The 17648-nt window shown below is 45.3% G+C and carries 14 protein-coding genes; 2 read left to right on the forward strand and 12 right to left on the reverse strand.

Annotated elements, in window-relative coordinates; translation table 11 throughout:
- Positions 1-195: 195 nt before the first annotated feature.
- From nagB to NE638_RS09615, 6 genes are all read right to left on the reverse strand, one after another.
- Positions 196-939: a glucosamine-6-phosphate deaminase gene (nagB, locus tag NE638_RS09590; protein WP_015525385.1), complete on the reverse strand. Its 744-nt coding sequence runs from the start codon at positions 937-939 to the stop codon at positions 196-198.
- 102 nt (positions 940-1041) lie between these two features.
- Positions 1042-2352 carry an alpha-L-fucosidase gene (locus NE638_RS09595; RefSeq protein ID WP_021653144.1) on the reverse strand — a complete coding sequence of 437 codons (1311 nt, stop codon included), beginning with the start codon at positions 2350-2352 and terminating at the stop codon, positions 1042-1044.
- Between the two features lie 30 nt (positions 2353-2382).
- Entirely contained in the window at positions 2383-3228 is an 846-nt protein-coding gene (locus tag NE638_RS09600) for a carbohydrate ABC transporter permease (protein WP_021653145.1), read from the reverse strand.
- 20 nt (positions 3229-3248) lie between these two features.
- Positions 3249-4169, reverse strand: coding sequence for a carbohydrate ABC transporter permease (locus NE638_RS09605; RefSeq protein ID WP_173746095.1), 921 nt, complete (start codon positions 4167-4169; stop codon positions 3249-3251).
- 90 nt (positions 4170-4259) lie between these two features.
- Positions 4260-5615, reverse strand: a complete 1356-nt coding sequence (locus NE638_RS09610) for an ABC transporter substrate-binding protein (protein ID WP_059086268.1) — start codon at positions 5613-5615, stop codon at positions 4260-4262.
- Positions 5616-5679: 64 nt separating this feature from the next.
- Positions 5680-7044 carry an alpha-L-fucosidase gene (locus NE638_RS09615; protein WP_227945571.1) on the reverse strand — a complete coding sequence of 455 codons (1365 nt, stop codon included), beginning with the start codon at positions 7042-7044 and terminating at the stop codon, positions 5680-5682.
- Between the two features lie 243 nt (positions 7045-7287).
- Here NE638_RS09615 and NE638_RS09620 point away from each other — a divergent pair, with 243 nt between their 5' ends.
- Together NE638_RS09620 and NE638_RS09625 are read left to right on the forward strand one after the other, a co-directional pair.
- Positions 7288-8352: a LacI family DNA-binding transcriptional regulator gene (locus NE638_RS09620; RefSeq protein WP_173746096.1), complete on the forward strand. Its 1065-nt coding sequence runs from the start codon at positions 7288-7290 to the stop codon at positions 8350-8352.
- Positions 8353-8355: 3 nt separating this feature from the next.
- Complete coding sequence (locus tag NE638_RS09625) at positions 8356-9372, forward strand: LacI family DNA-binding transcriptional regulator (RefSeq protein ID WP_173746097.1); 1017 nt, start codon at positions 8356-8358, stop codon at positions 9370-9372.
- A gap of 183 nt (positions 9373-9555) precedes the next feature.
- On the opposite strand, the gene NE638_RS09630 is transcribed toward NE638_RS09625, so the two are convergent.
- The 6 genes from NE638_RS09630 to NE638_RS09655 all read right to left on the reverse strand — a co-directional run bounded on the left by NE638_RS09630 (position 9556) and on the right by NE638_RS09655 (position 17597).
- A complete protein-coding gene (locus NE638_RS09630) occupies positions 9556-12039 on the reverse strand; it encodes a transglutaminase domain-containing protein (RefSeq protein WP_173746098.1) in 2484 nt (827 codons plus the stop codon).
- Positions 12039-12785: a copper homeostasis protein CutC gene (locus NE638_RS09635; protein WP_173746099.1), complete on the reverse strand. Its 747-nt coding sequence runs from the start codon at positions 12783-12785 to the stop codon at positions 12039-12041. The genes NE638_RS09630 and NE638_RS09635 overlap by 1 nt, the downstream gene beginning before the upstream one ends.
- A gap of 28 nt (positions 12786-12813) precedes the next feature.
- On the reverse strand, positions 12814-13575 hold the full coding sequence (locus NE638_RS09640; RefSeq protein WP_015525379.1) for a DeoR/GlpR family DNA-binding transcription regulator: 762 nt from the start codon (positions 13573-13575) through the stop codon (positions 12814-12816).
- A 420-nt stretch (positions 13576-13995) separates the two neighbouring features.
- Positions 13996-15309: a M28 family metallopeptidase gene (locus tag NE638_RS09645; protein WP_173746100.1), complete on the reverse strand. Its 1314-nt coding sequence runs from the start codon at positions 15307-15309 to the stop codon at positions 13996-13998.
- A gap of 206 nt (positions 15310-15515) precedes the next feature.
- The gene (locus tag NE638_RS09650) at positions 15516-16205 is read right to left on the reverse strand and encodes a C40 family peptidase (RefSeq protein WP_173746101.1); all 690 of its coding nucleotides are present in this window, start codon (positions 16203-16205) and stop codon (positions 15516-15518) included.
- A gap of 534 nt (positions 16206-16739) precedes the next feature.
- Positions 16740-17597: a YitT family protein gene (locus NE638_RS09655; protein WP_173746102.1), complete on the reverse strand. Its 858-nt coding sequence runs from the start codon at positions 17595-17597 to the stop codon at positions 16740-16742.
- Positions 17598-17648 lie beyond the last annotated feature (51 nt).

A 17648-nucleotide genomic window follows, 5' to 3' on the forward strand; every position in this document is an offset into this window, starting at 1 on the left:
CAGGTTTACGTCCCGAAAGCACAAAAAGCTTCGATCCACTCTCTGAGCACATCGCTCATCGATGAGAGTTAGATCGAAGCTTTCTTTATTAACCAAACCGGGAAAATCCCATGAGTGATCGCTGATATCCTCTTGACTCAAACGGATATCCGTGATCTGCGTTCATTTAATTCGCGGAAATTTCCTCTGTATCTCTTACAGAAGTCCCTTCTCACGGATCAGCTTTAAAGCGCCTTCATCGGCCACTACCGTCACATCCGGGTGAAGCTGCAGGATAGATGCCGGCACGTTGGGCGTAATCGGTCCGTAGAGAGATTTGTAAAGAGCATCTGCCTTTGCCTCTCCGGTAGCGACCAGAAGGATTTTCTTTGCAGTCATGATGTTTTTGATACCCATGGTATATGCCTGCTTCGGCACATCATCCATAGTCTCAAAGAATCGTGCATTTGCCTTGATGGTGCTCTCCGTAAGGTCTACGCAGTGAGTCTCCTTCTCAAATGCTGCACCCGGCTCGTTGAAGCCGATGTGGCCATTTCCGCCGATTCCAAGCAGCTGCATATCGATACCACCCACGCTGCGGATGATCTCATTGTAATCCGCGCAGGCTTTCTCACTGTCCTCTTCCAGTCCGTTTGGCACATAGGTTCTTGCCTTATCGATATTTACATGGTCAAACAGATTTGTGTTCATAAAATAACGATAGCTCTGATCGTTATCTCCGGAAAGTCCTTTGTATTCATCAAGATTTACGGATGTGATCTGCGAAAAGTCCAGATCTCCTTTTTTGTACCACTCGATCAGCTGCTTGTACATTCCCACCGGTGTGGAGCCTGTAGCAAGTCCGAGAACAGCATTTGGCTTCATGATGATCTGTGCAGACATGATGTTTGCCGCTTTTCTGCTTACGTCATAGTAATCTTTTCCTGTATAAATAATCATAATCTTTTCCTTCTCCTTATGGTAAAAAAGAACAACCGGATAACTGAGATTCACATATCTCCTGCTTTTCCTGTTGTTCTTTTTTATTATTGATTCGTTTTTTTACTCAGCCATCTCTACTTCAAGAACATAGTCTACCGGGTCAGGAAGTACCGGGTCAGGTCCCAGATCAACGAATGCGATATCCGGGTAATCGCTGTGCATCCATGCGTTGGAGATCGGCACCTCATGTCCGTCATCCAGCGCACGCACCTTCACAATCTTATCCTTATCGAATCCCAGAAGCGGAAGTGGTCCCAGTGTATTCTCATAAATATGCACATAGTATTTGTTTCCGTTTCTGGTGATACGTCCGTAATCCGGCTTCGGAATGTTTTCAGCCGGTACACAGCCGTAGATACTGTCATGATTCTTATCCATCCAGCGACCGATCTCAGCCAGGATCGCAGAAGATTCCTTCGGGAATTTACCTTTGGCATCCGGTCCTACGTTCAGGATCATATTTCCACCCTTGGAAACGCACTCTACCAGCTTCTTGATCAGCATGGAAGCCGGTTTGTAATAATGGTCATTTGCACAGTATCCCCAGTTGTTGTTCATGGTGAAGCATGCTTCCCAGACCATCGGATTGCCTTCCTTATCGCAGATTCCTTCCGGCGGGATGATCTGCTCAGGGCTTACAAAATCGCCATGGTACGGTGTCGGATCACACTCATACAGGGATCCTCTTCCCTCTCCGCTGGCTTCCAGACGGTTATCGATGATAACCTGCGGCTGTAAGCTGCGCACCATGTTGATCAGCTTGGTTGCGCCCCATTTTTCCCCTCTCATATCGTCGTAGGAGAAATCAAACCAGATGATATCGATCTGTCCGTAGTTTGTACAGATCTCTTCTACCTGATTATACAGATATTCTGTATAACGTGAGAAATCACGGTTCTCATTTCCGCACTCTTTGTGGTTTCTCATCGGATGGATACGGTCTCCGTAATGCGGATAATCCGGATGATGCCAGTCAAGTAGTGTGAAATAGATTCCAACCTTAAGGCCTTCCTCACGAAGTGCCTCTACATACTCCTTGATCAGGTCTCTTCCTGCCGGTGTGTTTGTTACCTTGTAGTCTGTGTATTTGCTGTCAAAGAGGCAGAATCCGTCGTGATGTTTTGCTGTCAGGACTACATATTTCATACCTGCAGCCTTGGCCTCTTTTGCCCACTGCTTCGGGTTGTAGTCTCTTGCATCAAATTCTTTCATAAACGGAAGATATTCTTCCTCAGGTATTTCCTCTACGCTTCGTACCCACTCGCCTCTTGCAGGGATAGAATATAATCCCCAGTGGATAAACATTCCAAAACGGGCATCCTGGTACCACTCCATACGTTTTTCATATTCTTTTCTGTCAAACTGATACATGATTTTTTCCTCCTGTTTAGATTAAAAGCATCAGCCTTTGATAGCTCCGGAAAGCATACCTTTTTCAATCTGTTTATGGAACACGATGTAAATGATAAGCATCGGAATTACGGACATTACTACATATGCAAACTGACTTCCGATCTCCTGTGTATGTGCAGAAGAGAAGTTCAGCATCGCACGTGAAACTGTGAAATATTTGGTATCTGTCATCAGGATCATGGAGAATACAAGTTCACTGTATCCATAGATGAATACGAAGATCGCCTCTGTTGCGATGATCGGCTTGCAAACAGGGAAAAGGATCTTCCACAGCAGCTGCCAGTTGTTACATCCATCAATGATCGCCGCCTCATCCAGGTTCCTGGAGATTCCATCCATGAATCCTGTATAAAGGAATATCGCCTGGGACATACCAAACGCAACATAGATCAGGATCAGGAAGAACAGGTTGTTCTTTGCATTTAATGCTGTTGCAATGTTGTTGATCGGGATCAGTGTACAGTGAACCGGAACCATTACTCCGATCATGAAGAATACATATACCCATTTCAGGAATTTGTAATCTTTTCTTGATAAGATGTATGCTGCCATCATTCCGACTACAGTATTAAATACAGTTGTCAGAGTCGCTACAACCAGGGAGTTCTTGATGGTATTCAATGCATCCGCTGTTTTGTTTGCGCTGATATAGTTCTGGAACATAATCTTCTTAGGGAAGCTTAACAGGTTCAGGTAAATCTCTGAGTTTGTTTTGAAGGAAGCCATTACGGTCACTACTACCGGAAACAGTGTAACAACTGTCCACAGGATCGCGATAATGTACAGCGCTATCTTTCCTCCATGCATTTTCTGTTTATTAGCTGTTTTTTCCATATCGTCTCTTCTCCTTCCGCCTACATTGCAAGATCTTTATCTTCACGGAACAAATGATTGGTCACAAGACTCAGCACAACACCCAGCACTAACAGAATAACGCCGTATGCACTGCTTCGTCCGAACAGCTTATAGGAGAATCCCTGTGTATAAAGCATGATTGAAGGTGTGGAGCTGATATCGTTCGGGCCTCCTCTTGTCATTGCCCAGATGATATCGAATACTTTCAGACATCCTGTAATACACAAAATAGAGAATACCTTGAAGGAGTTTTTCATCAGAGGAAGGATGATATAGCGGATCCTCTGCCATCCTGTAGCACCATCCAGCGCTGCAGCCTCATTTAACTCATCAGGGATCGCCACCAGACCAGCTGCAAAGATCAGCATGTTATATCCGGCATACATCCATTCGTTTACCAGAACAACGATCCAGACGTTTACAGTCTTTATCGTCAGCACATCAGGGATCGTACCATGAAGGCCGAAAATATTTTCAATGGTATTAAAGATACCAAAGTTCGGATTTAACATAAATGTCCACATCAGGGCTACTGCTGTTGTTCCTAACATATTCGGAAGGAAGTAGCAGGTTCTGAAGAATCCGGTTCCCTTGATCTTTGCAGTTACCAGCATTGCGAGACCAAATGAAAGCGGCATCAGGATAACGAAACCACCGATCATAAAGTACACACTGTTGAGCATTGCATTCCAGAACAGCTTATCTGAAAAAATCTTCTGATAGTTCTCAAGTCCTACACATTGCTTTGCCGCACCAAACATACCGTTCCATTTACGGAATGATAAGCCTACGGTATCAAAAACAGGGTAGATGACAAAAATAACAGTTATTAAAATTGCCGGAAGAAGGAACGCTAAAGAAAGCGTAAGATCTTTTTTATCCAGCTTCTGTTTTACCTTTGGTACAGATTTACCTGCCATATGTATACCTCCGTAATAAACAAGGGGAAGCAGATGATGCTTCCCCCTGTTTCTCTTATCCACACATCATGCGTTCAGTCAAAATTCTCTTTATTCGTAAGCAGACATTTTGTCAACGATATCGTCTCCAACTTCCTGTGCACTTGCGCCTGTCGCTAATGCCTGAAGAGAATTACGGATTGTATCCATAGCTGCTGTGTTGCTGTCATATGTAGGAATCTCAAGTTTAGACTCTGTATTCTCAGCCATGATCGCATTTACATCGTCAAGCAGATAGTTACCTGTATCAATCGTAACCTTCTCAGCATATGTTGTCGGGCTGGATTTGCACATTTCGTTGATGGAATCTACACTTGTAAGGTATTTGATGAATTTAACAGTTGCTGCGATTTCCTCATCGCTCTTGTTTAATGTAGTGATGTAGTATGTATCAGAACCGCCGCCCATCTCTACAGTCTTGTTTGCTTCGTCGATATAAGGAATTCTTGTAACACCGATCTTCTGAGCATCGAAGAGAGTTGTATCGGAGTCATTCTGGAAGTTACCGCAGTTCCATGTTCCGTCAACTGTGAATGCAGCTTTTCCTGCCTCGAACATATTTCTCTCTGTGTTGAAGTCTGTGCTGAGGATTCCGTCTCCCCAGTATCCTGCATCAATCATATCTTTCATCTTCTGATAGATTGCAACCATCTTCTCGCCGTTGTAAGCCTCTTTGTCGCTTGCAAGATCATCTGCGATGCTTGTTCCGTAAGCTTTCAGAGCAAGAGCACTCATCAGATGCTCGAAGTGATAGTTATCTTTGTCAGAGTAGTTGAATGGCTGGATTCCTGCATCTTTTAATTTTGCGCAGGCATCAACAAGATCATCCCAGGACTCCGGAACATCTACGCCAACCTGATCAAGGTAATCTTTGTTGTAGTAGAGACAGAGCTGATAAGCGGACCACGGAATACCATAGGTTCCTTCAATGCCGTCAAACTGTGTTGTCTCCCATGCAAAATCCTGAACTCCCTCTTTCCATTCCGGATACTGTTCAAAGTATGGTGTCAGATCCAGTATATATCCTGCATCTACATACTCTCTTGTACGGCTTCCGCCATACTGAAGGAATGCGTTCGGTACATTACCGGAAGCGAAATCTGTTGTAAGCTTCTCTTCGTAATCAGACTCTGTAGAAATACTCTCATCTGTTACATGGATCTTTCCTTCGTTCTCTTTATTGAACTCTTCAAGTGCTTTGTAATACCATTTAGCCTGTCCGTCTGTATCAGATCCGTTGTTAAATCTGAATGCTACACGAAGCTCAACGTTTTCAAAATCCATATTGTCTACATCGTAGTTTGTGTCACCCTTTGCAAATACGGCGCTTCCTGTTACGCCTACTGTTGACATTGCTGTTACACCGGCGAGACACAGTGTTGCAACTTTTTTCATTCGTTTCTTCATGAATAAATCCTCCCTTAATATGATTTTTTATTATATAGTTTTCCCCTTGATGTTCATAAATTGATCAATCGATGATCGCCTCAAAGATCGGCTCTTCTTCCTCAAGCTCCAGGCATACACAGTAGTTCTTTGCCCCCTGAAGCTTCTCCGGAAGCTCTACCTCTATCATCGAGTTTCCTTCGCAGCACTTTAATGCGCGGCACGGAAGCTTTTCTCCTGTGCTTACCACATATGCACCCTTTAACTGATTACCGATGTTCAGCAGTTCAACTCGATATCTCGGTGCAAGGACGTGTACGTAAAGCTTATGTGGTCTCTTTGTAAATTCAATGCTCGGGATCTCATACGGATAGATACCAACATTCTTGGTTCCGTAAATTGCTTCCGCATTCTCAGTCACGTATTTACCAACCTCATTCATAACCTCGACACAAGCTTCCGGAACAGTTCCGTCTGCCATTGGTCCTACGTTCAGCAGGTAATTTCCGCCTCTGCCGACGATCTTGAGAAGAAGGTTCAGGATATCATCCGGATTCTTCCAGTTTGTATCGTATTTATTATAACCCCATGTATCATTTACAGTTGCCGGTACTTCCCAGTCACCGTCGTATGGAAGACGTGGAATAAAGTTATCACCGGTGGTCATATAATCGCCCTTCTGGTGTCCGATACGTCCACTGATGATGCAGTCAGGCTTAATACCCTTAACCCAGTCTCTTAATTCCTGAGCTTCGTCTGCGGTCATTCCCATCGGAGTATCAAACCAGATCAGGGAAATATTATCGTAATTCTCAAGAAGCTCTTTTAACTGCGGCTTGCATTTCTCATCGAAGTATGTACGGAATTCCGGCTTCCATTCGTTCTTGTCTTCATAATCCTTCTTATAGGCATTGTCATCATCCCAATCCTGAGCCTGTGAATAATAGATACCCATTGTCATGTCATATTTCTTACAAGCATCGGAAAGCTCTCTTAAGATATCTCTTCCTGCAGCCTTCACTACATTAAAATCACTGACCTTGGAATCGTACATTGCGAATCCCTCGTGATGCTTGGAAGTAAGAACGATATATTTAACACCCCACTGCTCTTTCGCTCTTTTCACAAACATGTCCGCGTCAAATTTGTCCGGATGGAACTCATCTTTCAGCTTTCTGTAATCTTCCTTGTCAATGTTGAGATTGTTCTCGATCCACTCTGCGATACGGTCTGTCTTGGTGACCTCGCCGGTCTTCGGATCTTTCCATTCTCCTGCAAGGATGGAATAAAGTCCCCAATGGATGAATAATCCGTATTTGGCATCTTTATACCACTGCTGCTTTGTGTCTGCCATAACCTTCTCCTTGTTTCGTATAGCTGATTTTCTTGTTACATAAAACGTTTCGTTTTTTGTTAAGACTATCTTACCGCATCCGAAGCAGCTTTTCAAGTAAAATCATAGGGCAAAAATCATTTTTCCTATTTTTTACAATTATTTCGTCTTGTTTTTGTGTACTTTTTCGTATCAGGTTTTGTTAAACGTTTCATTTTTATCAATTTTCTGTACAATATGCTCGTTTTTTCTGATACTTTATGTGTAAAAAATGCCATGTGTATTGAGGCATTTTCTTTTTCATGATATAATATGAAAATACTATATTATCTGTAAATGCATCAGAACCGGAGGCTTTACATGAACGTTACGATCAATGATATCGCCCGTGCGACAGGCCTGTCCACCGCAACGATCTCCAAATATATAAACCACAAAAAAATACGGGAAGAAAATCGTATCCTTATAGAAAAGGCAATTCAGGAGCTTGGATATACCCCAAACCGGAATGCCCAGCTTCTTCGTGCCAAAAACACACATACCATCGGTATCCTGATCTCAGATCTTGGTAATTATTTCTGGGGCGAGCTTGTCAACTCCATTATCAAGCATTTCACGGATCATGGCTATACAGTTATTGTCTGTTCTTTCTTTTTTGAACATCAGAAGGAGATCGATACGATACAGGATATTATCTCCCAGCACTTTGACGGAGTTATCATGCTCCCATCCTGCTGGCATGATGACCTGTACCAGCTTTTACAGAATGCCGACATACCGGTTGTAATGCTCGATCAGATTCCTGCTTCCATGAGACATTTTCCTGTAGACTGTGTTATTTCTGATAATTACAGAGGCGGTGCACTGCTGGCAGAGCACCTTTTGGAAAAAGGCCACACAAAGGTCTGGATCATGGAACAGTATCTGGACTCCTACACCATCGAGCAGCGGATCCAGGGCTTTGTGGATGTATATCAGAAAAATGGCATTGACCTTCTGAAACAGCAGGATTCTTTTCCCCCTGTTTCTTTTGCTTCCACTGCAGAAACAATCACCCAGAGCAGCCTGCATTTCCAGAAGCTTATTGATTCTTCCGATCCCCCTACTGCTGTTTTTTTTGACTGCTATCTCTCCGCAATGGGTGGTTTAAGCGCTGCCAGCCAGGCACGGATTTCCGTTCCTCAGGATATTTCCTTTGTGTGCTTTGATGATGATCCGCTTTTCAAGACCATGAGCGCGACTATGACCTGCGTCTCACAGGATCTGACAAGCATGGGGAAACATGCTGTGGAATTACTTTTAAAAAGAATCCATGGAGACTATACGGATTTTCCAAAAATAGACATGCTGGATGTTGTATTCCACCCGCGGCGCTCCGTAAAAGACCTGTCCGAACACAACAGTACAGCATCCGGAAAGGATTGATTTATGAGTGCAACCATCAAGGACATTGCCAGAGAAACCGGTCTGGCACTGGCCACCATTTCAAAATATATCAACGGCGGAACTGTACGGCCGCAAAACAAAAAGCAGATCGACGAAGCGATCCGGAAACTGAATTACGTTCCACGAAATACGGCCCGGGGACTTCGTTCCTCCAAGACTTACCGTATCGGTCTGGTATCCGGTCCTCCCAATAATCCGCATAATGCTTTTCTTCTGAGCAAAATAGAAAACACCATGCGCGCTCACGGTTATTCTCTCACATTTATGAGCGGCGACAAATATAAGGATCATGTCAATAAATTCGTCCCTCACATGCTCCGCTCCGGGATCGACGGTCTTATCATTTCTTCGTTCTGTCTGAGCAAGGACATCTGTTCCGCCGTGGAGCATACCAAGATCCCTGTTGTGGAGCTGGAAGAACACAGCCATTTCCACCGTACAGACTGTGTACAGACCAGCTGTACCTCCGGAGCCTATGAGATCGTGGAGCATCTGATAAAAATGGGGCATCAGAAGATCGCCCTTGTCAACGGTTCCCCTGCATCCTATACTGCATGTGAACGAAAAAAAGGCTATCTCCGGGCACTGGAAGACTACGATATTCCTATTAATCCCGATTATATCATCGCTGAAAATTACGCAAACGACTTTGGATATCAGGCAATGCAGAAATTATGGAATCTTCCGGAACGTCCGACTGCCGTATTTTCTGCGAACTATACACTATGCCTCGGTATTTATGAAGCGATCTACAGCCTTGGCATCCGGATCCCCGAAGACCTGTCTGTTGTCTCCTTTGATGATTTTGAACTGTCCATGCTGCTTTCTCCTCAGCTGACCGCTGTCCGTCAACCGCTGGCCGGTCTGGCAGAACAGGCCTGTGATCTGCTGCTTCGCAGAATGAACGGAGACTACAGCGATTTTCCAAGGACGATCCGCCTGAAACCAGAATGCATTTACCGGGATTCTGTGCGTGATCTCTTTTCTGATGGTAAGTAATGCAAAGCAACTTTTATTACGGCAATTTCGGAAGCACAACAGGCATTCTCATTCCGATCTGCCTTCATATTCTGAGCATCTGAACCACTGCAATAATTTCACAGCTTTTACAGGGACACAGACCGTCACCGACACAGTCGATGATACAGCCTGTGTCCCTTCTGTATATATCCGATATATCTGTCACATCAATCTCAACAGCATATCTCCGGTTCCCACATTGTATCCGCTGGTTGCATAGATCCCATTCAGACTTCCGCTTGTCACAATGATCAGCGGAAGCTTATCCGGATCTACGTACATTCTTCTTCCCAGTGTATTGATGATCTCTGAAAAATCATCGTATAAGATCTGAACATTTCCAAGCTTGCCCAGTGCTCTTGAAAGGGTAGGGGTCTCCAGCGCTTTTTTGCTTTTTACTACAAAAATGATCCTCTTCGCATATCGGGAAAAAGCTTCTTCCTGCTCCATCATCTCATTTAAGATATGCTCCGTCGGTTCTTTCTCCTCTTCCAGAAACGCCAGGATATGCTTCCCATCTGCCGTCAGTTCTGACGCCTTCACGGTGCTTCCATCTTCTTTTCTGAGAGTAAATTCCGGTATGGAGATATTCTCCAGCATGTCTTCCAGGTTTGCATTCCGAAATGCCAGCTCCACCCTCTTCATTTCTCCGATCTGAACCTCAAAATAATACTCCGCTGCAAATATATTTCCATTTGGCAGTCTGTTTGAGGTAAGGATCCTATAATTTCCCGCTTCCAGCGGCAGCTTCATCACCTGATCTCTGAAATTTTCGGCTTCCAGCTTCCGTGTGATATATTTTCCGGCTTCCAGTTTTGCGATGCTCCAGTTCTGGAAATATTTCCAATGTGTATCCGCACTTGCCTTCAGAAGGATCGATGCCTTTTTCTCCGTTTCCGCAGATACCGGGATGAATTTTCCATTTTTCATATACTCCATGGAACGGTCATGAGGGTTCAGGCGTGCCGGAATTCCCAGTGTTCTCGCCATTGCCACAAAAAGGATCTTCTTTGACAGAAGACTTCCTGTTCCCGTTTTCAGACATCCGGACGGCGTGGTGATCACACTGCTGCGTTCTTTCTCCGGGCTGGAAACGATCTTATCCTCAATCCACTTCCAGATCTTCGCCGGTTCCTTTTGCAGCATATTTTTTTCTTCTTCCGACAGCTGCTCAAGAATCGCTTTTCTGTATTTCTGCAAAACTTCATCGTCAACTCTCGGGTTCAGTACATATGGTACAAAAATATCTGCATCCATGTTTTTTTCATACGGTAATGCAGATTTCAGGTGCTCCTCCAGAACCTGGCTGATACAGTCTGTTCTGTCTTTCTCTGTGAGGACTTCAAGGAGTTTTTTTCTCATTGAAGAATCTCCGGTTTCTTTTTCCAGGAATTTCCGGCACTCCGGATTGCTCAGGTTTCTTACCTTCTGTTCCCTGTAAGCGTTTGCCTCTGCCAGACGTCTGCTGCCCCTTTCCTTCTGCTCCAGTGTTGGCATATCTTTATTTACAGGTGCATCATGAGGTGCAATCATATCGATCTCCGTCCACTCCTCATAAAAAATACCCTTTTCCTTTCCTACGGGCATCAGACAGATTTCACAACAATCCTCTGTTTTTGTATCCATGCTGTTTTCTGCATGCAGCCATTCTCCATCTGCATACATCCTTGCAGAAATATGGATACTTCCAAGCCCTGTTGTCAGGCAGACTTTTCCCAGACTGTCGGTTTTCAGTTCTGCGATCGGGGCATATTCCGAATAATTCAGCACCTCAAAAGAAACTTCTGCACCTTCTGCCGGTTTTCCATGTGAATCCTTTACGGACACAGTGATTTCTTTTGTCCGTGCATATCGTTTCAGCTCGTTGAGCATAGTCACCATACCATCTTTGCCGATCACTTCTCCCTCCGGGATCATAGTATCAAAAACTCTTGAATGGACCATCATGGCCCTTGAAGAAGCGTTGGTAAACCATCCCTTATTCAGGATCTCCTCCGGCTCACAGGCTCCCAGAAAATACCAGCTTCCATCACACCAGATTTCCACCCAGGCATGATTGTCATCACAATGAGACCACTTTGGTGCATATACCTGACGGGCAGGTACACCAACACTTCTCAGTGCATTAACGGTAAATACAGATTCCTCTCCGCATCTTCCGTTTCCTCTGCGGTATACGGCAAGTGCAGACAGGGTACGATCATCTGTACAATGATAGGTAGCCTCCTGTGCACACCAGTAGTTCACCTCCAGGGCAGTTTCCCGGAAGCTCATTCCCCCAGTTCTCTCTCCGATCTCCCTGCGGAAAAATGTACGGCAGGGTGCGATCTCCTCCTCATTTACTCTATGAAACAGCACATAATTCAAAAAGATTTCCTCCGGCAGCTCTGCCACCCCGGAGTTTTCCTTCCATAAATATACGCCATTCTCCGCATAATCCAGAAATACTTCAAACGCGTAATTTCCGATATCACTGTATGGCATGAACGCATATAAATATTTGCACGCCAGAGCCACTTCGTCTGTGCATTCCGCAAGCTTTTTATCAATCTCCGCAAAAACCTGCGGTAACCCCATCATCTGCTCCCGATATTTTTTTTCAATCCGATCACGGTTTTCTTTCAGAAAAATCTTCCCCTCAGCCATTATAATTCCTCCAGAACTTTCTTTGCAGCACGAACATTTTCAATATCTGTACGCCATATCTCATATTCACTGAATGTCGGAAGTCCCATATTGACACCTTCCTTGCGAAACTGCATCGCACTGTCCGTTACAACCTTGCCGCTCATATGATAAGCCTTAATCCCGGTAAGGGGATAAAGATGGCGGATCACTTCCGCACCGACGCCACTCCCCGCCTGGATGGTGATACGTCCCTGACTCCTGGTTTCCAGTTCCTTCAGAAGCTCCGCACCCTGAAGGCAGGTATTCTTCTGTCCGGATGTAAGGATCGTATCGATTCCCAGCGAGATTGCCTGTTCCATAGCCTCGATCGGATCTGCGCACACATCAAAAGCCCTGTGCAGCGTAACAGACATATCTCCCGCCGCATCCATCAGCTCTTTCATCTGTTCCATATTCAAGGTGCCATCCGGTTTCAGGATACCTACCACGACACCCTCCGCTCCCATTTTGCGGAAATCCTTTACGGCATTCCTTATCATGGAAAATTCCGCATCTGTATAGCAGAAATCTCCAAACCGCGGACGGATCAGCGCATGGATCCGGATATCTGAACGCTTCCTTATTTCCTCAAAAAGCCATGGGCCGGGAGTTGTCCCCCCGATGATCAGATTGCTGCAAAGCTCCAATCTGTCCGCACCACCCTCGGCTGCTGCCATGGCGGATTCCACAGAATCCACACAGGTTTCCAGAATATAGTCTTTCATGTAAAAATCCCCCTTTATTACTGTCTGCTCAGAGTAATTTCACTCCGGTATTCCTCAGTATGTTCACAATGGTATCATCCGGAAATTCATCGGTAATGATCCCGCTGATATCATCAAAATGTGTATATTTATAAGATTCGTTAAAATAAAACTTCTCTCTCTCCATAACCACATATTTATGTCTGCTGCTCTGCACTGCCGCCTTCTTGGTCAATCCATCCTCCACTCCGGATGTAGTAACTGCAAAATCTGTCATATCCACGCCACAGCTTCCCAAAAATGCCCGGTCAAAGCTGTACTGCTTGATCACCTCAATGGCCGCAGCTCCCATAAATCCATTCACCGAACGGTACATAGTTCCCCCTGTGCCTATGGCCGTGATGGACGGATTCGCAGCAAGGATCTGCAGGATATCGATCATATTGCTGACAACCACAACATGCATACCCGACGAAGCGATAAGCCTTGCCAGCTCTATATTTGTAGTGGAAACATCCAGAAAGATCGTTTCGTTATTTTTGATCAGCTTGAAGGCTTTCGCAGCAATCACTTTCTTCTTATCAAGATTGTACATACGCCTGTCTACTACGTTTCTCTCCAGAGGATACTCCTGTGACAGGATCGCTCCGCCGTAAGTCCTCTTTAATCTGCCTGCATTTTCAAGGATCTTGAGATCCTTGCGGATACAGTCCTCCGTAACCTGAAACATCTCGCTTAATTCTTTGACCCTGACTTTTCCTTTTTCGCGGAGACATTTCTCTATTGCATTCTGTCGTTCTTCTGTAAACATGGTCCTATCTCCTCATTCCTGATTTTTCTGTGATAAAAGTTCCAGAAATCAATACTCCGCAAAACAATATCCGGCGCATTGATCCCTGGAAAGCCTGTGATTTCAGTATAACAGTTCGATATCTTACTGTCAATTATTTTGTATTATTTTTTATTGTTTTATCGTATTTTGATCAAATCAAGTAATTCCACTGGTTCAATTGCAAACCTCCGCTTGCCCCCTGTTCCGGGAATCCCTTACAAAGCTGCAAATATCCCCCTGACTCAAAGCCACATGTTCCCTTGCGGAATTATAAAGGTCAATAACCATTGAAAATATTGAATAACTTATGAGGACTTGTCTGTACTCTTCCCGAAACAGACAAGTCCCCACAGTTCCATAACAAATATCCAGTTATGAGCAGATAAAATCAGATTCTTACTATCTGCACATATATTCATCCAGCTCTCCGATAAATTTCTCCGGCATCTTTCTCTCAAACGGGAAAACCTCCGCATTCCCCAGTTCATCTGCAATACATCCCAGAAGGATCGCACTTCTCTCCAGCGACCAGGCAGACAGCAGATCAATCGTATCATAACGAGTATGCATGCCAAAACCATCCCGGTTCAGAGTCATGGCCGGAATTCCCTTCCATGCAAAAGAATTGGAATCACTTCCCCAGATCTGATTCTTCACAGACGCTCCGATCCCTGCTCCGTCAGCGATCTCAAGAAGCTTATCACAAACAGAAGCCTCTCCCGTCACTCCCAGAACATTTCCTCCGATCAGCTGCCCGGCCAGATCTACATTCATATTAAAACGATGCGCTCCAAGCTCACTCTCATGAACTCTGATATAATCCCGGCTGCCCAGCAAACCCTTCTCCTCAGCACCAAACCACACAAATTCCATAGTCCTGCGCGGTCTATACTGCTGAAAATATCTGCAAAGCTCCATGATGATCGCTGCCCCAGCCATATTATCATAGGCCCCCGGTCCCTCCGGCACCGAATCATAATGCGCCGTAATCGTCAAGATCTCATCTTTCTTATCCGTACCTTCGATCCTCGCCACTACATTACGGGATCTGCACGCCGTCACATCCTGTTCCACAACCAGGCACACCTCAGACGCACCCTCCGTCACCAGCTCCACTGCATCCTTATAATGAAGATTCGCCCCCGGAATCCTGCCACTATATTTTTCCTGCATCTTGTGAATATCCTCTGCAGACTCCGACAATCCTTCTGTCTCTTCTGCTGCATCCCCCGGAAAGATCATCGGCAGGCTGCGCTGACAGAGAACCCTGTCCACCCCTTCATCCAGCGGAGAACCCTCCACACTGATAAAACCAACAGCTCCGGCGCTCACCAGTCTCTGATACACATCACCACTCACCCGGCCATTCACCATAACGATCTTACCCTTCGCCCGTGAAAGACTGACAGCATCTCCATTCTCCACATACAAAAAATCCGCTTTCAGACCTTCTGCCCCAGTATTTCCACATCTTCCATACCCGGTCACCACATACTCCTTCTGATAAGGCTCCACAACCTTAAGCACCGCTCTTTTGATCCGAAAACCCCAAAAATCAAACTCCTCCATCCGATTCTTCACTCCGAAGCTGTCCAAAGTATCCCGGATCATCTTCGCCGCCTTCACTTCCCCCGCAGTACCCGCTTCTCTGACAAAATCAAACCCGGCCAGAAACTCCATCTGCCGCCTGCCGCTGATTTCCTTCGTATTCATAACCCCACAACCTTTCTAAATTTTTTCCAAGTCCCCACCCACTGCTTATTGCTTTTCGCAACCCGCAGGAGACTTACTTGATTCGGTTAAATTATACACTATTTTTCTGCAAAAAAACTGCCTGCAGCTATTTTTCAGCCTACCCGGCCAAAAAATCTCCGCAGACAGTTTATATTTCACATCTATAAATCAACCGTATCTTTATCCTACTCCACAAACGAACCAACCGCAGCCGGAGCACGGTAATCATAGTCAGAAACCTTGATCCCTGTAGCCGCTGTACTGGCGTGAACGATCTTGCCATCACCAATATAAAGAGCCACATGATCAATACAACCCTCACCATAAAAAACCAGATCACCAGCCTCAATATCCGCAACACTCTTCTTCTCAGAAGCCGAACACTGAGCTGCAGCAACACGAGGAAGCTCATACCCAAACTCCGCAAACACAGACATCACAAACCCCGAACAATCCGCCCCGTTAGTCAGACTCGTACCACCATAAACATAAGGATTCCCCACAAACTGCAGCGCAAAATCCACAATCCCCCGCCGCTTCTCCAGACGCGCCTCCTCAGCAGCCTTCCGCTCCTCTTCCGCCTTACGCGCAGCCTCAGCAGCCGCTTCAGCCTCAAGCCTCTCCTGTGCGATCATCTCAGCCTCAGCCTTCGCCTCCTGATACCCCTGAACCTCAGAAACCGTCTTATCCGCCAGAGCACTGGCAAAAGCAGAAATAGAATCCGCACCATCCGAAAAATCATCCTCAATAGAAAGCTCCTCCACATCTCCATCAGACACAGCACTGACACCATCCACATCTGCAAAAACAACAGAAGGAACCACACCCACAAGAACAGCACTCAGAACAACAGCAGCAAATTTCTTATAAAACATAAACAATAAAACTCCTCTCAGAAAACCACGCAGCAACACAATCTATCCATTCAGACAGACATTCACAATCCACTTCGCCACGCTCCTCATTCGCCATTTTGTTACATTTTTATTAAATTTGTTACGCAAGTGTGTATCCTACCATAAAAACCCCCACCTGTCAAACCCCTTTCACAAAACCTTCACACACCAATCAGCCATCCAACACAGCGACGATGGCTTCCACAAGAAACTCATCCCTTCCTCCCAGCCATCCAGCGCAGCGCTGATGGCTCATCCAACTCCCGGGAATCCACTCAATCCTCCAGCCCTCATCAATCCCCACTTCCGCCAGTCGCCCCACACCCCCACCACTACCTCCCGCCCGGAACCGAACAGCCGGGGAGACGGCATCCGCCATCCACCATCCGCCATCCACCACAAAAAAGAGCGCCCCGCAGCCCATCCAGCCCGCAAAGAACGCTCTCCTAATTTCCATCAGCTTACAATCATACACAATCACCTACGATCAGCATACAATCCCATACGATCGCATCAAATATAACTCATAAACCCCTTCCCAACAACCTCACTACTCTTAGTAACCATCAAAAACGCCTGCGGATCCACCTCATCAATAAACCTCTGCAGAAGCACCGCCTGTCTCACATCAACAACCGTCAGAATAATCTTCTTATTCTTATGTGAATAAACCCCCTCCCCATGATAAACCGTAGCACTCCGATCCAGCCCATTCATAATAAACTCACAGATCTCATCCGGCTTACTGGAAATGATCGTAAAATACTTATTCAGCTTCATCCTCTCAATAGACTTATCGATCAGCAACGTCTTAGCCATAAGCCCCAGTACAGAACAAAGCCCCGTAGTAAGATCAAACACCATAAACGAAACAACAACGATCACACAATCCACCGCAAACAATGCACCTGAAATATTCATCGTAGAATACTTCTTAATGATCATCGCCACAATATCCGTGCCACCACCCGAAGCATTCTCAAAAAACAGCAGCGCCGCAGCCAGCGCCGGCAAAATGATCGCAAAGCAAAGCTCCAGCATAATATTCCCCGTCAGCGCCCTGTCCATAGGAAAAACCTTCTCAAACACATTCAGAAGCAAAGAAGAAACAACCGTAACATAAGCCGTCTTCACTCCAAAATCCCGGCCAAGAACAATAAACCCGATCACCAGCAAAATCAGATTGATCACCAGGTTGATCTGCGCAGACGTCATCGGAATAAAATGCGAAAACACAACCGCCATACCCGAAACACCACCAAAGGAAAAATTATTCGGAAACTTAAATACATAAATCCCCACATCCATCAGAACAACAGCAAATGTGATAATGATATACTCCATCACACGCTTTGGTATCAGATTTTTCATTAAAAAATATCCTCCTGATCTCCTCAAATAATTTTCACCGGTAACTACCGG

The organism is Blautia sp. MSK.18.38 (assembly GCF_024460535.1).
Lineage (GTDB): Bacteria > Bacillota > Clostridia > Lachnospirales > Lachnospiraceae > Blautia_A > Blautia_A fusiformis.